Source organism: Opitutia bacterium (assembly GCA_016217545.1).
Classification (GTDB): Bacteria; Verrucomicrobiota; Verrucomicrobiia; order Opitutales; family Opitutaceae; genus Didemnitutus.
In genome coordinates this window covers 1-15,529 of sequence record JACRHT010000014.1, presented here as the reverse complement: position 1 = coordinate 15,529, position 15,529 = coordinate 1, and the positions used below count along the sequence as shown (strand labels likewise).

Below are 15,529 nucleotides of genomic sequence, written 5' to 3'. Positions count from 1 at the left end.
GCGTCAGGGATGGCCCTTGCCGAAGGTGATGTAGGCCGCGTCGCGGTCGTATTCGAGCGTGTCGGTCGGCGTGAAGCGCGCCTTGGACAGGTTCACTTCGGCCGGGGCGGAGTCGTGGGAGCCGGAATGCACGCTCCAGCCGTTGAAGGCCCAACGCCCCGGAGTGAGTTCGGTCCAGAACCGCGGGTTGCGGTGCTGATCCATCATGAATTGGAGCGAGCGAGGCGTGATGCCCAGCCACTCGCAGAAGAGCCCGAGGTATTTCGGCGAGACCTGCTCGTGGGCGCGCACGAGGGCCAGACCTTGCTCGCGAGTGAGGCGGCCGTGGCGAATCTCGCGCGTGGCGTGGTCGGTGACGCGCGAGTAGCCGTGCTTGTAGAACTTCAGGACGTCGTGGACGTCCATGTAGTTGAAGCAGTCGGTGAAGTCGTAGCAGTCGAACGTGCGGGCGAACGGCGCGGTGCGGAAGTCGTGGCGCTTCATCATCAGCTCGTGCTGCGCCTTGGGATCCCAGCGGACGTAGTTGCCGAGGTAGATGCCGGTGACGCCGACGGCGTTGAGGTCGTCATCGCCGGGATAGCGGTATTGCCAGATGTCTTCCTCCTTCAGCGAATCATAGACGAGAAGCAGGTCGTCGGCCTCGTGGCCCATCAGGTCGTGGTCCTTGCGATAGCGGCGCGTCATCTGCACTTCGTGCTCGTGCGAGAACATGCCCGTCTGCTCGAGGCCTTGGTGCGCGCCCCAGATGATGAGCGGGATGCGGTGGCGCACGGCGGTCTGCACGGGGAACACCGTCTGCCCGGCGAGGCAGGGCCAATACATGCTGCCGAACTCCCGCAGCGTCGTGCGCGTGATCTTCTTCACGGAAACCGGATTCACGTTCTGGAAGAGGATGTCGCAGTTGTAGCGGATGCGCAGGTTGGCGAGATTTTTGATCCCGAGCGGCGTGTTGAAATACTTGTTGTAGGTGACGAGCAGCGGATTGAGGCCGAGTCGCTCCTTCACGACGTGGACGATGAAATACGAATCCTGCGCGCCGGTGACCGGGACGATGCAGTCGTATTCGCGGCCGGAGACGCTGCGGTGCGGGCGGACGATTTCCTCCAGCCGCTGCCAGCGCGCGCCCCAGTCGAGACGGTCCTTCTCCTCATGCACGCGGCAGCCGGAGCAAATGCCCTCCTCATCGAGCACGAGCCCGAGCGGGTGGCTGGTGCCGTAGAGGCAGCGGCGGCAGAAATGGATCTCGGCGGACATGGTCAGGCGGGTTCGGGACAGCTGCGCGCGGATTGCGGGTAAGCGGCCGGGCGCATCGGCGCGCCGGCGAGTCCGGCTTTCAACGCTTGGATCGCGTGCTCGCGGTAGCTGAGGAAATTGCCGACGCCGATCGCGGTCACCGCAGGATGCGCGAAGACGCCGGCGAGTTGGGCTGCGTCGCTCAATCCGCCGAAGGCGATGAGCTGGCGGCCTCGCGCGGGAAAGAGGCGAACGATCTCGGGGTCAAACGCGCCGGGCAGGCCCTCGTGTTGCCAGTCGATCAGCAGCGCTTCGGAGATCGTTCCATCGTGCAACGCGGCGACCACGCCGGCGTCGAGCGAGGTGTCGATGCTGCAACGGTAGTCGCGCCAGAGCAGAGTGCCGTTGCGCGCGGCGAGCGGCAGCGCGGCGATCACGGCTTGCGCGCCGAGCTGGTGGGAGAGGGCGACGACCGCGGAAAAATTGTCGCGCAGCAGTGCGTCGACGCAGACGCGGTCGGCACCGAGGTGGACGACGGCCACGGCGTCGTCGGACGAGCGGATGCCGCCGCCGTAGATCAGCGGCGTGGCGAGGTCGAGGCGCGTGAGGCGTTCGAGCGTGGCGAAGTCAGGTCCGAGCGCGCGTCGGCTGCGGTCGATGGAGAGGACGAGAATTTCGTCGGCGCCCCAGCGGTCGAGGTTTTCGACCACGCACTCCGGTTTACCCATGGGCAGCCAGCGGCCGTAGCCGAACGACTGGACCGCCCAGCCGTCCTTCACGGTGACGACGCCGATGAGACGCTGGTTAAGCATCGAGCAGTCCTCCGATGATGTCGCCGAGCAGTTGCCGGCCGGCGTGCTGGCTTTTCTCCGGGTGAAACTGGACGCCGACGATGCGGCCGCGGCGCGTGATCACCGGGAAACGGCGACCGAGCGTCGCGTGCGCGACGGCGAACTCAGGCGGGCAGGCGACTGCGTAGGTGTGGTTGAAATAAAACGACTCGCCCGCGCTGCGGCCGAGCATCGGGTCGGTGGCGGCGGCTTCGATCGTGTTCCAGCCGATGTGCGAGGTGCCGGGACCGATGGCGTCGACGCGGCCGGGAATCAGGCCGAGACCGGCGGTCTCGCCGTATTCGATCGAGGAGTCGGCGAGGAGTTGCATGCCGAGGCAGATGCCGAGCAGCGGCCGGCCGGCGGCGGCGGCGCGGCGCACGTAGTCGGCGAGGCCGCGCGCGTGCATGGCTTGCATCGCGGCGGGGAAGGCCCCGACGCCGGGCAGAACGAGCAGGTCCATGGCGTCGAGTTCCGCGGGGTTGCGCGTGACCTTGCAGCGGTAGCCGAGCGCATAGAGCGTGCGCCACACGGAGGTGTGGTTGCCCACGCCGTAGTCGACGATGCCGATGCCGCGGCGGCTCACAGTCCCACCCCCACCTTGAAGCGACGGCGGATGCGCCCGTCGGGTTCGATCGTGAACAGCTCGCGGTTCACGGAGGCGTGCACCTGTTTCCAGAAATCGGCCACGCTGATCTCGATGTAGCGGCAGAAACTTTCGATGTAGGCTGGGCTGCACGCGTCGTCGTATTGCTCGACCAGCTCGATGCCGCGCGCGCGCGACATGCGGCCGAGGCGGATTTCCTCGTTGGCGTAGTCGGTCACGCGGCCGAAGCCGAATTTGTAGTATTTGATCATCTGGTTCAGCGTCACCCAGTCCTCGTCGAGCGAGGCGACGCCGCGCAGGTCGCCGGTGTTTTCCACCGAGTCGCTGCGGATCTCGAGCCCGTTGGGACACGAGTAGAGGGCGTTGTTGATCAGCGACCAGTCCTTCAAAAACCACCCGAGATAGACGATCTGGATGCCGGCGGCGTCGAATTGCTCGGGGTGCGGATAAAGATAACGGTGCAGCTCCTCGCGCTTGAAACCCGCGGAGAGCATCCAGTCGACGCCTCCTCCCGAAAGGGTGTTCATGTATCGCAGGTTGTTGCCATCGTAGCCGGTGCGACCGAGCGTCTTCATGTCGCCCAGCTGCAGGCCGGGATTCTCGCCCCAGAGGATGAGCGGGATGCGGTAGCGCAGCGCCAGCTGCGGGACGGAGCTGAAGAGCGCCTGCTCACTGGCGCGGGCCCAGTTGGTGAAGCGGAAAAAACCTTCGCGCAACAGGCGGCGCCACGTTTGCGGGGCGAGGCTGGTAGTCACCATGTCGAAACCGAGCTCGATGAGATTCGAGACGTTTTCGGCGCCGCGCTCGGTGAGTTGCTCGGGCGGGTAGCAGAGCGAGACGAGCAGCGGACGCAGGCCGAGCTTGTCGCGCGCCCAGAGCGCCTGGCGCGTGCTGTCCTTGCCGCCGCTGACGCCGATGATGCAGTCGAATCCCTGGCTCTTGCGGCGTGGGTAGTTTTTCAGCACCTCCTCAAGGATCTCGTAGCGTTCCTGCCAGTCGACGTGCTGGAGCTCGCGGTGATAGTTGCACGCCGGGCAAATTCCCTCGGCCGTGAAATGGCTGTTGGGCCGCGTGTCGGGCTGCAGGCAGTTCGTGCAGTATTTCATCGGCAGGCGAACGCTGGCGGCGGGGAACACGCTGCGGACACGAGGTCGCGGAGGTGCACGATTTCCGAATGGGGCAGGCGACACGCCGGAGCCCACGGTGGCAACGTGGAGGCGACACGGCGACCGGCGGCGAGCGCCGCGGCCAGCGCGTAGCTCTCGCAGCCGACGACCCAGTCCGCCCAACCTATCGCCTCGGCGAGTGTCGCGGCGTCGTCGAGCGCGAACGACGCGTCGGCGTGGCGCGCGAGCCAGGCGTCGTATTTCCCGGCGGGATCGGAGGGATGCGGGCGAAGGCGAATCGCGGCGTCGCGCGGGAGACCGAGTTGAGGAAAGTGCTCGCGGAAATAGTCGAGCGCTTGGAATTCGCCCGCGTCGTTGCCGCGTCCCCAAGTCGCGCGCATTGGCTCGAGCGCGTAGAGCACGTGCGTGCGTCCGGCATGGGGATGAGTGGCGGCGCGGACCTGCGCGGCGAGGCGCTCGAGGTAGCGATTGGGCTGTTCGTGCACCGGCGTATGCGGGAAGGTGCGGCGGGCCAGCGCGTCGGCGTGGGCGTCGGCGACCCAGATTTCGTCGGGCAAGACGATCTCGCCGTGGCGGAGGAAGCGCGGCGTGTAGTTGACCCAGTGATCGATCACGCCGATCGACGGCACGCCGAGCGTGCGGGCGAGGCGACGGGCTTCGTGTTCGAGATCGGAGTGCGCGCCGCTCGTGCCGCTGAGCAGCATTTCGGCGCCGTCGAGCGCGGCGGGGAGCGTCAGGGGCGCGAGGTGCGGAATCTCCGCGGCGAAGATCCGAGCGGCCGGTCCGCTCGCGCACACGCGCAGGCGCGCCGCGGGCACATCGCGAATCCAACCGGCGATGAGGTTGGCGGCACCGGCGTCGTGCGCGACGACGGCGAGCGGAAGGCGCAGTTCACTCGGGACGGAAGCGGGCATAGAGCAGGACGTCCACCGGGACGCCGTCGACGATTTCCTGGCGCTCGCGCACGCCCTCGAGGTGCATGCCGGAGCGTTCCATGACGCGGACCATTCCGACGTTCGGACGGAGCGTGCCGCCGGTGATCTTGCGCAGACCGGCGGATTGAAGGAGGTAGGCTATGAGCGCCTGCCACGCGTCGAGGCCGAGTCCTTGTCCCCAGCACGAGCGGTCGCCGATGAGGATGCCGAGATCGGCGGTGCCGTGAACGGCGGAGACGTAGGCGGTCATCGTGCCGACGACGCGCGCATTGTCGCGGTGCACGATCGCGAGGAAGAGGTTGTCCGTGCCGCGGAACGACGCGAGGTAGTCGGCGCAGCTTTCGGCCGTGTGGGTGCGAAAGCGCTGGTTGCTGAAACGCACGACCGCGGGATCGCGCAGCCAGCCGAGATACGCGGGCGTGATGTCCGTCGCGGTGAAGCGGCGGAGATCGACCTGACGACCGAAGAGCGTCTCGAGGCTGCCGTGCATCGCGAATCAGCGCAGCGCGTCGAGGTTTTCCCAGACCTTGTGGAACGCGGCGACGATGAGATCGACCTCTGCGTCGGTGAGCGTGTGCATGCACGCTTGGAATCCGAGATACGTTTCGTCCTGCAGGCGCTCGGCGACGGGGCAGATGCCCTTGGCGTAGCTGACGTCGCGGCGGCAGATGTCCGAACTCCATGGAAAGCCGCGGCGGCCGTAGGCGATCTTTTGTTGAAAAACGGGGAGGCGGTGAATGTTGGCGAACGCGATGCCGAGTCCTTCGACGCCTTCGGCCTTCAATGCGGCGAAAATTTTCTGCCGGCTGACGCCGAGCCGCGGCAGATCGAGGATCATTTGATACATGTAGTAGACGTGCGTGCAGCCGGCGCGAGTGACGGGCGTTTGCAGGCCGGGCAGAGTGGAAAGGCCGGCGGTGAGCCGGGCGGCGGCGCGCTGGCGGCTGGCGATCTGGCGATCGAGTTTCTTGAGTTGCTCGAGGCCGATCGCGCACTCGATTTCGCCGAGGCGGAAGTTGTGGCCGATCATGTTGGCGAGATCGGTGACGCCCTTGTCGCCCACTACGGCCTCGGCGTGGTTGCGGATGAGGCAAAGGCGCTCGGCGATCTCGTGGTCGTTGGTCACGAGGATGCCGCCTTCGCCGGTGTGGATGTGCTTGTGATAATTCAGGCTGAAGCCGCCGACGTCGGCGAGCGTGCCCGCGGGCTGGCCGTGATACAGCGCGCCCGGCGCCTGCGCGCAGTCGGAGATGAGCTTGAGGTTATGCTTCCGCGCGAGGGCGCGGAGCGCGTCCATGTCGGCCGACTGGCCGGCGATGTCGACGGACAGGATGGCGCGCGTGTGCGGCGTGATGTTCGCTTCCACGGAACGGGGATCGAGGCAGAAGGTGTCGGGCTCGATGTCGGCGAAGACGGGAATGGCGTTCCAGTGGAGAATGGAGGTCGCCGTGGCGCACATTGTCCACGGGCTGGTGATGACTTCGTCGCCCGGCTCGATGCCAATGGCGCCGATCGCGGCGATGAGGCCGGAGGTCCAGGAGTTCACGGTGACGGCGCGCTGCATGCCGAATTTCGCCGCGCAGGCGCTTTCGAATTCGCGGACTTTCGGGCCGCCGTAGAAGTCGGCGCACCAGCGGCCGTAGTATTGCGAGAGGATGCCGCTCTCGACCACGGCCTTCGCGGCGGCGACCTCTTCGGCGCCGAGCGGGTTGTAGCGCGCGAGGGGGCGGGCGATCGTTTGGGGGCCGCCGTGGAGGGCGAGCGGAGAGGCGAGGGCGGTGCTCATGGTCGACAGGGAACGTTTGCGGCGAAGAAAATCAGGTGCGGACGGAGACGGAGAACGGCTGGATGTCCGCGAGGAGGCGGAGTGTGGCGAAGGCCTGTTCGCCGGTGCAGAGGGTGGTCGTCGCGCCGGCGAGCGCCTGCGCCAGCGCGGCGGTGAAGTGAGCCTGCACGCGGGCGAAATCTCCCGGCAGACGCTCGGCAATGGGATCGAGTCCACCGAGCACGGCAGGCGCGGCGGCTTGCCACTCGACGAGCGCGCCGGCGCGATCATAGCGCAGGCGGCCGCTCGGGCTGAGCCACTCCATGCTGTTGTGGAAATAGTCCTCGGCGCGCAGCGCGTGGAAGGCGACCGTGCCGTGAGCGAAACGCAGCGTGAAGTCCGGCTCGGGATCGCCCGTCGGCGTGATGCGGCCGGCCTCTCCGTGCACGAATTCCGGCTCCGAACCGAGCAGCGCCTCGAGGAGGTTCACGAAATGCGAGGCGCTGTTGTAGAGTCCCTTCGAATACCAGACGACGGCCTTGAGCGGCGTCGCGATGCGGCCGTCGCCCAGCCGCGCCCGCAGCTCGGCCGTGGTCGGATCGGTGCGCCGCATGTAGTTAACGTAGACGGGGCAGTTGCGGGCGCGGGAGATCTTCAGGATCCGCGCGGCCTCCTCGATGGTGAACGCAAGGGGCTTCTCGCAGACGAGCGCGCGCGGAGCGAAGAGGGACAGAGCGCTGGCGATCGCGGGAAGGTGGTTCTCCGTCGGCGTGGCGACCACGACGACATCGGGCGTGCAATCGGCGGCTGCGTCGAGAGTGGAGAAGGCGGGCGCGCCGTAGCGGGCGGTGAATCGCGCGCGTGCCCCGGCATCCGGATCCACGCCGCCAACCAGCGTGAAATGCGGGTCGAGGCTGAAGGCGCGCGCGTGAGTGAAGACGTGTTCCGTAGCCGGCAGATCGTAGTCGTAGCCTTGGCCGATCCGGCCGAGCCCCACGAGCAGCACGCTCCATCGCGGCGTTGGTGCGGGCGCGGTCATGCGATGGGGTGCCGCTTCAACGGCGCCGCTCTATCGTGGCGCAGCCGGCCGGAGACACGCCGTGGCGTGCAGCCTGACGGGGCCGGCAGAGCGGTTGAAAAATTCAGCACGCTTCCGGGTTTGCAAGGGACATGCCACCGCCGTGGGCGTGCGCTTAACGCGATGGGAAATAGGTTTTTGCGCCGAAACTGGCGGCGGCATCGCGGGGTGGCGGCAAATTCTGCCCCGGTCGTATCCAAACGAAGTCGGGCGTCGCTCGCGTCGAGTCACCTCACTGCGGTGATCGCACGAATGCGGTGCGGAGACCAACTCCGCAGCGAGTCCCTCCGGGGAACAGTTCGCGCTTCTCGTGCACGGTGAAAATTCCGATCACGTCTGCGAATCATGCGCCGAAGGTCGTCCGGATTTCGGCGGGCAAAACTTGCCCGTCGTCCACGTTGCGCGGGAATCCCGGGTCGTGTTGAAGAACGTAAGTATCATTGCCGGAATGGCTAAGGGGGCGATTGTCGTCGTTGGCAGAAATTCTGCACTGGGGGCGGACTTAACTTCCCAGCCTTTTCCCCTGCATGCAGATCCATCTCCCGCCCGTGCGGCAATTCCGTCAGGTCGCCCATCGGCAGAACGGTTGGTCGGACCACTACGGCGCGTTTCACGTCGCCGCAGCTTACGCCGGGATCGAAATGCCTGAGCGCTACGCGCTCACGGGAATCTGGTTGCACGGTGTCTTGGCGCCATGGGAATGCACCGCGCCGCGGTTGTTGGCCTACAATGCTCCGGACGCGGAGAAACTTCCGGTATGGGTCGCGCGACGTGACGAAGCCGAGACGTTGACGAACAACGCCTTCAAACATCCCCGCGCCGTCGGCTTGCCGCTGCTCTATGTGGCGCCGCCGAGTCTCAGCCGCGTCCCGCGCAGCCTGCTGATCATGCCCGGACACAGTCTCGTCGGGTGGAAGGCCACCGACCGCACGGCCTACGAACTCTACGCGGACCAAATGCTCGAAGCCGCGAAGGACTTCGAACACGTCGCGGTCTGCCTCAATCCCAGCTGCCTAAAAAACGGCTTTTGGGTGAAGGAGTTCACGGAGCGGGGATTCAACATCATTACCGGCGCCTCGACGGACGATGCGAACGCGTTGCTGCGGATGCGGATGCTTTTCGCGCAGTTCGAGACGATGACCACGAACGCGTGGGGCAGCCATGTGGCGTATGCGTTGGCTGGCGGGGTCAGAGTGGCGATCAACGGGGCGTGCCCTTCGCTCGAGCTTTCGAATCTCCTGCTCGACACCACTTGGCGGACCGATCCGGCGGCGCTGGAAAAGTATCTCGCCGCGCAAACGCGCGAAAAGGAACGGGAGTTCCTTCGCGCATTCTGCGTGCCCGCGCGCGAGGCGGTCGCCGACGTCAAGTTGGGCAATTGGTTCCTCGGTTGTGATCAGCAACTGAGTCCGTCGGAGATGCGCCGGGCGTTCGCCGAAATGGTGCGTCCCCTGCCAGCGCGGCCCGCTCCCGTGCAGCCCCGCCCGGCGCGGCCCCGGTCTGCCTCCCGCCCGGTCTCCGCAGAACGCGGAGTCCTCTTCCTCGCGCACGGTCCCGGCCAGGTCAACGGGCCGAACGTGTGGCTGACGCGGCTGCTGCCCGCGCTGAAGGCGCGCGGCTTTGCCCCGCGGGTGCTGATGTTCATGACCCGCGCGGGCGCGTGTCCGATCGCGCAACGCCTGCGCGCCGCCGGCGTGCCGGTGGACGAAGCGCCGTTCGCCCACACCGAGGACATGATCCGCACCATCCTGCGGCACGTGCAGGCCAATCCCTGTGACGTGTTCGTGCCGAATCTGAACGTCCAAGGCTACTTCGCCGCCGAGCACCTGCGCGCCGCAGGCATCCCGACAGTCGGCGTGCTGCATTCTGACGACGAGTTTCACCGTGACCTGACGGACGAGTTCATCCGCGCGCAAAACGGCCGCTATCTCTCCGGGACCGTGGTAGTGTCCGAGTTCCAAGCGGCCGCGCTCCGCCAGATCGACTGCGGTGCGACCCAGGTCATCCAAGCACCCTGCGGGGCGCCGGTGCCCGCGCAAACCGCGGCGCATGCGGAGCCGTTCCGTTTTGTCTACGTCGGTCGTCTCGTGGAGGAGCAGAAACAAATTTCCGCGACGGTCGCTGCGATGATCGAGGTGTTGCGACAGTGCCCGACCGCGGAGTTCGTGCTTTGCGGCGATGGCTCGGCGCGTCCGGCGGTCGAAAAATTGATCGCGCAGGCGAAGCTCGGCGAGCGCCTCAAGCTGCTGGGCAACCTGCCCTCGGAGGAGGTGCAGGCGGTGATGCTCGCGAGTCAGGCGTTCGTGTTGCTGAGCGATTACGAGGGCATCCCGATCGCGCTGATGGAGGCGATGGCTTGCGGCCTCGTGCCGATTTGCACCCGCATCCGCAGTGGAGTGGGCGACCTCGTCCGGCACGACGAGAACGGCTTTCTCGTCGCCGATCGTGGTGCCGAATTCGTGGCGGCTGCGTCGCGCCTGATCACCGATCGCGAACTTTGGACGCGCTGCTCGCACGCCGCACGCGCCGCGATCGAGCAACGATTCTCCGTCGAGGCAAACGCCGCCACCTGGGCCGCGTTTCTCAACAGCCTACTCGCGGTCGCGCCGCGCGAACGTCGCGCGATCGAAATCCCTGCCGACTTCAACCTGCCTCCCGTGCGCCCGAATCCGAAAGGCATCGCGCGCGAAGACCGCCGCCTGCCCAAGTCCCCCATGAACTCCGCCGCCGCGCCGCACCCTTTCACGAATCCCCCGCTCGAGATCAACAACGTCGATCTCTACTGGACGCGCGCGTCGATCCTGCGCGCGGTGCGCGAGGCGGCGCCGCAGTTCCACGGCGTGTTTCTCGACATCGGCTGCGGCGTGATGCCGTATCGCGACATCATTCGCGAAGCTGCGCCGCGCCTCACGCGCTATCTCGGACTCGATCTCGAGGGTTCGGAAATCTACCGCGCGGAGGTCGATCTCCGCTGGGACGGCCGCCGCATCCCGCTCGAAGATGCCTCGGTCGACAGCGCCATGCTCACCGAGGTGCTCGAACACTGCCCCGAGCCGTGGGTCGTGCTGAAGGAGGCGCGTCGCGTGTTGAAGCCTGGTGGCGTGCTCTTCTTCACGGTTCCCTACATCTGGCCGCTGCACGACGCGCCCTACGATTTTTTCCGCTACACGCCGTTCGCGCTCGAGAAGCTCCTCGCGGAGGCCGGCTTCGCCGACGTGAAGCTGCAGGCGCTCGGCGGCTGGAACGCCAGCCTCGCGCAGATGATCGGCCTGTGGCTCAAGCGCTCACCGATGACGCACGACGCGCGCCTCAAGAAGGCGCGCGAGCTCTGGCCCCTCTTCCAGGAACTCGTCCGCACGGACCAACTCCCCGCCGATCCGAAGGCGGGCAACACGATGGCCACGGGTTGGACTGGCATCGCGCACGTCCCGGCGGCGCAGCCCGAAGCCCCCGCGCGCCGCGACACTGCGGGTGATCTGCCGGTCGTCCTCGTGCGTTCGCACGAGTTCAACTACTCCGAGACCTTCGTCGAGGATCACGTCAACCATCTCAGCTCGCAGCTGACGCTGCTCTACGGCTTCCCGTTCCCGCGCTTCCGGCGGGGCGGACAATCGGTTTTGCCGGCAGCGACCGAGCAGAAGATCCAGGCGACGCTTGCTGCCAAGGGCGCGATCACGAGCGAACTCTGGGCGGAATACTCCGCGGGCCTCGCGTCCTTCCTCGCGCAATCGGGCGCGAAAGCGGTGCTCGTCGAAACCGGCCTGATGGGCGCGTTCGTCCATGAAGCTTGCGAACAGGCGAAGCTGCCGTTCGTCGTTCATTTCCACGGCGTCGACGCGTTCGGCCGCGAGCTGCTCGAGCGCTGGCTGCCGCGCTATCGCAAATTCTTCCAGTCCGCCGCCAGCGTCCTCGCCGTGTCGCGGGCGATGCACGCGCAACTGCTGCAACTCGGCGCCGACCCCGCGCGGACCCTGCTCGCGCCCTACGGCGTCGCGGTCGATCTGCCCGCGCTCGCGCAACCCGCGTCGGCACCGCCGCAGTTTGTGGCGGTTGGCCGTTTCGTGGAGAAGAAGGCCCCGCAGCTCACGCTCCAGGCCTTCGCCGCGGTGCATCGCGCGCTGCCGGAAGCACGGCTGGTCATGATCGGCGACGGTCCGCTGCTCGCCGGCTGCCGGCAATGGGCTGCGGAGAATGGTCTCGCGGAGGCGGTCACGTTCGCAGGCGTTTGCTCGCGCGAAGTGGTGTCGCGCAGCCTCGCGGCCGCGCGCGTCTTCGTGCAGCACAGCATCACCGCCGCCAACGGGGACAGCGAAGGTCTGCCGCTCGCGGTGCTCGAGGCCGGTGCGCACGGCCTGCCCGTGGTCTCGACCCGTCACGCGGGGATTCCCGACGCGGTGCGCGAGGGCGTGGATGGGTTTTTGGTCGGCGAAAAGGACGTCACCGCGATGGCCGAGGCGATGTTGCGCCTCGCGCAGGATGGCGAACTCGCCGCGCGCCTCGGCGCCAGCTTCCGCGAGCGCGTGGGCGCGCACTATTCGCGCCAAGTTTCGCTGGTGCGCCTGCTGCATGTGTTGCAGGCCGCGGCGGAAGGGCGCTCGGCCAAGGAATTTTGCACCGGCGAGGCGGAGATCGCTCCGACGCCGAGTCCGCGCGAAGTCGTGGCGGAGGACCGCAACAACCTCGCGGCCTACGTCGACCTCGGCGCCGCGCTCATCGACGCAGGCAAGCTGTCCGCGGCTTATCTCGCCATCGCCGAGGCGCACCGCCTCAGCGGCGGCACGGAACAGACGCAGGACGCACTGCGCCAGCTCGAGGAGCACGGCGCGCTCGAAGAGGTGCAGGTGCAGATCTATCGCGCGCGCGCGGGCTGGACGCCCCGGGAGCGCCATCCGCGCCCGCACCGCATCCTCGTCGTCACGAATTTGCTGCCGCCGCAGGAGATGGGCGGCTACGGCCGCACGGTGTGGGAATTCTCCCGTGAGCTCATGGCGCGCGGGCACACCGTCCGCGTGCTCACCGCCGACATGCCGCACCTCACGCGCAAGCCCACGGCGGAGCACGCCGAGTTCGAGCGCCACGTGAGCCGTTCGCTGAAACTCGTCGGCGACTGGAAGGAGGGCGCGGTCGTGCTCGAGCCCGACGCGGAGCGGCGCACGGCCATGCTGCGCGCGAATCACCAGACGATCATGCGCGAGATCGAGACGTTTGCGCCCACGGCGATCATGGCCGGCAATCTCGATCTGGCGGGCCACTTCTTCATCCAGCCGGCGCTCGACCGTGGCATTCCGGTGCTGCACCGCCTCGGCAATGCGTTTCCGGGTTACGAGCCGGCGCAATCCCCGCGCGGGCCGCTGTTCTGCCTCGCGGGTTGCAGTGAGTGGGTGAATCGGGGGATCCGCGCGAAGAGCTATCCGATCTCGCGTTACGAGGTCGTGCCGCCCGGCTCGCCGCTCGCGGAGTATTACCGCGCGTGGACGCCGCAGCGAAAGAAGCTGCGCATCGCCTACGCGGGCTTGCTGATGCCCTACAAGGGCGCGCATGTGCTGGTGAACGCGCTCGCGATGCTCGCGCAGGCCGGTATCGATTTCGAGTGCACGCTCGCGGGCGACACGACGCGACCGGAGTATCTCGACTCGATGCGCGCCGTGGCGACCGAGCATGGTTTCCTCGACCGGCTGAGTTTCCCCGGCTTCCTCGACAAGGCGGAACTCGCGGCGCTCTATGCGCGGAGCAACGTGCTCGTCTTCCCCAGCGTGTTCGAGGAACCGTTCGGCAAGACGCAGATCGAGGCGATGGCGGCGGGCCTGCTCGTCGTCTCGAGCGGCAGTGGCGGCGCGAGCGAGATCATCGAGCACGCGAAGACCGGCCTGCTCTTCAAGGCGGGCGATGCGCGCGCACTCGCGGAGCGGCTCGCGGGCGCCTACCGCAACCCGGCGGCCGCGGAAAAGATCGCGTTGGCCGGCCAGGCTCGCGCTTTCGAGTTCACCACCGAGGCCTCGGTGAGCCGCATCGAGGCGATCTTCGACGAGCTGCTGGCCACCGCCCAAAACGGCGTGCCATCGCTCGCGACGGCCCCGTGAGCGCAGTGACGGACACGCCGGTGCTCGGTGCTCCGTGGGTGCAGGAATACCCGGGCGCCACCACCGGCATTGTCGTGGGGCCAATGCGTCCGGAATGGGCGTCCCGATTGGGACGGGCGCGCGCGGTGCTGTGGTGCGCGACGGCGGAAGATTTGGCCGGGTTGCCCGCGGGATTCTCGTCGTCGGCGATCCAACGCGTGCCGTTGGACGATTCCGGCGCGGCGCGGATAGTGGAGGTTTTGCCGCGCTTCGTTCGGCTCGATGCGCGGCATTTGCCGTCGTTGTATTTCTCCCCGGGAGCAACGGCGGAGGCGCAACGCGGCGGCGAGTCGCTCGTTGCGTGGCTCGTCGGTGAATTGCGGGAGCTGCACCGGGCGCGGGTGACGCGGCAGCAGGATGCGTTTCGGTGGCAGCAGCATGTGCTGGCGAATCTCGCGGATTATGCGCGGCGGCCGCTGCCGGAGAGCTGGCGCGGTGCGCTCGCGGGATTGCCGGCGGCGGTGTGCGGCGCGGGGCCGTCGCTCGATGTGTCGGCGGCGCGGCTGGCGGACGGGCAGGAGGGTTGCGTGGTGTTCGCGGCGGATTCGGCTTTGCGCACGCTGGCGCGGCACGGTGTGCGGGTGGATTTCGCGGTGTCGGTCGACGTGGCGAAGACGCCGGAAAAGTGTTTGCCGGAATCGGGCGAGATGCCGGCGCGGGTGGTCCTCGCGGCGGTGAGTCCGCCGGAGTGGAGGCGACGCGTCGCTCCGGAACGGGTGCACTTTGTTTCCAGCCGACAGATCACCACGGATTGGCTCGCTCGCGACGGGGTCGTGCCGCCGGCGTTGGCCGTGGCTGAGAATTGCGGCGTGACCGCGCTGGAGCTGGCGCGCTGGCTGGGCTGTTCGCCGATCTATCTTTTCGGACTCGATCTCGCGCTGAGCGGCCGCCAGCGGCACACGACGGCGGCGGACGCGACGATCTATGCGCGCTCGGGTTTCGACGCGGCGCAGGAGTTTCCGGAGGTGCCGGGCAATTGGGAGCCGAGCGTGCCGACGCACGCGCCGGGAGACTGGCGGGCGCTGAATGCGCGGCTGGCGACGTTTCCGGCGGGCGCGGTTTTCAATGTGAATGATCGCGGTGCGCGGTTGGAGAATGCGTGCGCGGTGCGGCCGGGGGAGTGGGTGGCGCCGGCGGCGGCGGACAAGGCGTCGCGTCTCGCCGCGTTCGAGGGTGCCGGTGTCGCGGCTCAGGCGGCGGCGTGGTCGGATTTCACGGCGGAATTGCGTCGCTGCGGCGAACGCTTGAGCGGAAAGCTGCCGGAACTGCGCGCGTCGCTCGCGACGCACGGTCCCGACGCGGTCGCGGTGGCGTTACGGCCCTGGTTGGCGGACGCGGCGATCGGTCGTGCGCTGGGCGGATACGCGCTGAAGTTGATGCCGCACTTGCTGCCGCCGACGGAGGGCGAGGTGGAATTCTGGCGCGGATTGCTCGAAGAGTTGGAGCAGCTGGCGGGCGCGCTGGCGGCTTTGCGGTGAGCGCGGCGTGAGTTGATTTTCCAAACGCAGAAGACCCCGGAGAAGGAGCTCCGGGGTCTTTTTGCGGATAGAGGCTTGGGGGCCCCTGTTCGCCGGGCGGTGATAGTGGAGGCTGGAGATCGCCACCCTTGCCCGGCCGCTCGGTGAGAGCGGCCGGGGGGTTGGGCGAATCAGAACAACCACTAGAACAAGCCGGGAACTTACTGGATGAGGCGAAGAGCCACTTGCGAGCTCTGGTTGGCCTGGGCGAGCATGGCGGTGCCGGATTGGACGAGGATGTTCCAGCGCGCGAGTTGCGTGCTTTCCTCGGCCACGTCGACATCGGTGATGCGGCTGTTGGCTGCCTCCAGGTTGGCC

Annotated in this window: 11 protein-coding genes; 2 read left to right on the top strand and 9 right to left on the bottom strand. The window is 67.5% G+C overall.

Annotated features, from left to right (window positions below; genetic code table 11):
* Nucleotides 1-3: 3 nt before the first annotated feature.
* From HZA32_12425 to HZA32_12390, 8 genes are read right to left on the bottom strand one after another with little or no spacing between them, the layout of a single operon-like run.
* Complete coding sequence (locus HZA32_12425) at nucleotides 4-1,242, bottom strand: N-acetyl sugar amidotransferase (GenBank protein ID MBI5424879.1); 1,239 nt, start codon at nucleotides 1,240-1,242, stop codon at nucleotides 4-6.
* Nucleotides 1,243-1,256: 14 nt separating this feature from the next.
* Nucleotides 1,257-2,045: a hypothetical protein gene (locus HZA32_12420; protein MBI5424878.1), complete on the bottom strand. Its 789-nt coding sequence runs from the start codon at nucleotides 2,043-2,045 to the stop codon at nucleotides 1,257-1,259.
* Nucleotides 2,038-2,649, bottom strand: coding sequence for an imidazole glycerol phosphate synthase subunit HisH (gene hisH, locus HZA32_12415; GenBank protein MBI5424877.1), 612 nt, complete (start codon nucleotides 2,647-2,649; stop codon nucleotides 2,038-2,040). Before hisH ends, HZA32_12420 begins: the two co-directional genes overlap by 8 nt.
* Nucleotides 2,646-3,776, bottom strand: coding sequence for an N-acetyl sugar amidotransferase (locus HZA32_12410; protein ID MBI5424876.1), 1,131 nt, complete (start codon nucleotides 3,774-3,776; stop codon nucleotides 2,646-2,648). Before HZA32_12410 ends, hisH begins: the two co-directional genes overlap by 4 nt.
* A complete protein-coding gene (locus HZA32_12405) occupies nucleotides 3,773-4,711 on the bottom strand; it encodes a hypothetical protein (protein ID MBI5424875.1) in 939 nt (312 codons plus the stop codon). The genes HZA32_12410 and HZA32_12405 overlap by 4 nt, the downstream gene beginning before the upstream one ends.
* A complete protein-coding gene (locus HZA32_12400) occupies nucleotides 4,689-5,222 on the bottom strand; it encodes a GNAT family N-acetyltransferase (GenBank protein ID MBI5424874.1) in 534 nt (177 codons plus the stop codon). Before HZA32_12400 ends, HZA32_12405 begins: the two co-directional genes overlap by 23 nt.
* Before the next feature lie 6 nt (nucleotides 5,223-5,228).
* The gene (locus HZA32_12395) at nucleotides 5,229-6,518 is read right to left on the bottom strand and encodes a DegT/DnrJ/EryC1/StrS family aminotransferase (GenBank protein MBI5424873.1); all 1,290 of its coding nucleotides are present in this window, start codon (nucleotides 6,516-6,518) and stop codon (nucleotides 5,229-5,231) included.
* A gap of 31 nt (nucleotides 6,519-6,549) precedes the next feature.
* Nucleotides 6,550-7,536, bottom strand: a complete 987-nt coding sequence (locus HZA32_12390; protein ID MBI5424872.1) for a Gfo/Idh/MocA family oxidoreductase — start codon at nucleotides 7,534-7,536, stop codon at nucleotides 6,550-6,552.
* Between the two features lie 566 nt (nucleotides 7,537-8,102).
* On the opposite strand from HZA32_12390, the gene HZA32_12385 reads away from it, so the two are divergent.
* Together HZA32_12385 and HZA32_12380 are read left to right on the top strand one after the other, a co-directional pair.
* Nucleotides 8,103-13,655: a glycosyltransferase gene (locus HZA32_12385; GenBank protein MBI5424871.1), complete on the top strand. Its 5,553-nt coding sequence runs from the start codon at nucleotides 8,103-8,105 to the stop codon at nucleotides 13,653-13,655.
* Nucleotides 13,652-15,172: a DUF115 domain-containing protein gene (locus tag HZA32_12380; protein ID MBI5424870.1), complete on the top strand. Its 1,521-nt coding sequence runs from the start codon at nucleotides 13,652-13,654 to the stop codon at nucleotides 15,170-15,172. The genes HZA32_12385 and HZA32_12380 overlap by 4 nt, the downstream gene beginning before the upstream one ends.
* A 200-nt stretch (nucleotides 15,173-15,372) precedes the next feature.
* Here HZA32_12380 and HZA32_12375 read toward each other — a convergent pair.
* Nucleotides 15,373-15,529 (bottom strand): flagellin (locus HZA32_12375; GenBank protein MBI5424869.1); only part of this gene is annotated, 157 nt, incomplete at its 5' end.

Excerpts from the sequence above, each read along its gene's own strand:
- HZA32_12390 (MBI5424872.1), bottom strand. The coding sequence starts at position 7,536 with ATGACCGCGCCCGCACCAACGCCGCGATGGAGCGTGCTGCTCGTGGGG.
- HZA32_12395 (MBI5424873.1), bottom strand. The coding sequence starts at position 6,518 with ATGAGCACCGCCCTCGCCTCTCCGCTCGCCCTCCACGGCGGCCCCCAA.
- HZA32_12405 (MBI5424875.1), bottom strand. The coding sequence starts at position 4,711 with ATGCCCGCTTCCGTCCCGAGTGAACTGCGCCTTCCGCTCGCCGTCGTC.
- HZA32_12385 (MBI5424871.1), top strand. The coding sequence starts at position 8,103 with ATGCAGATCCATCTCCCGCCCGTGCGGCAATTCCGTCAGGTCGCCCAT.
- HZA32_12410 (MBI5424876.1), bottom strand. The coding sequence starts at position 3,776 with ATGAAATACTGCACGAACTGCCTGCAGCCCGACACGCGGCCCAACAGC.
- HZA32_12400 (MBI5424874.1), bottom strand. The coding sequence starts at position 5,222 with ATGCACGGCAGCCTCGAGACGCTCTTCGGTCGTCAGGTCGATCTCCGC.
- HZA32_12420 (MBI5424878.1), bottom strand. The coding sequence starts at position 2,045 with ATGCTTAACCAGCGTCTCATCGGCGTCGTCACCGTGAAGGACGGCTGG.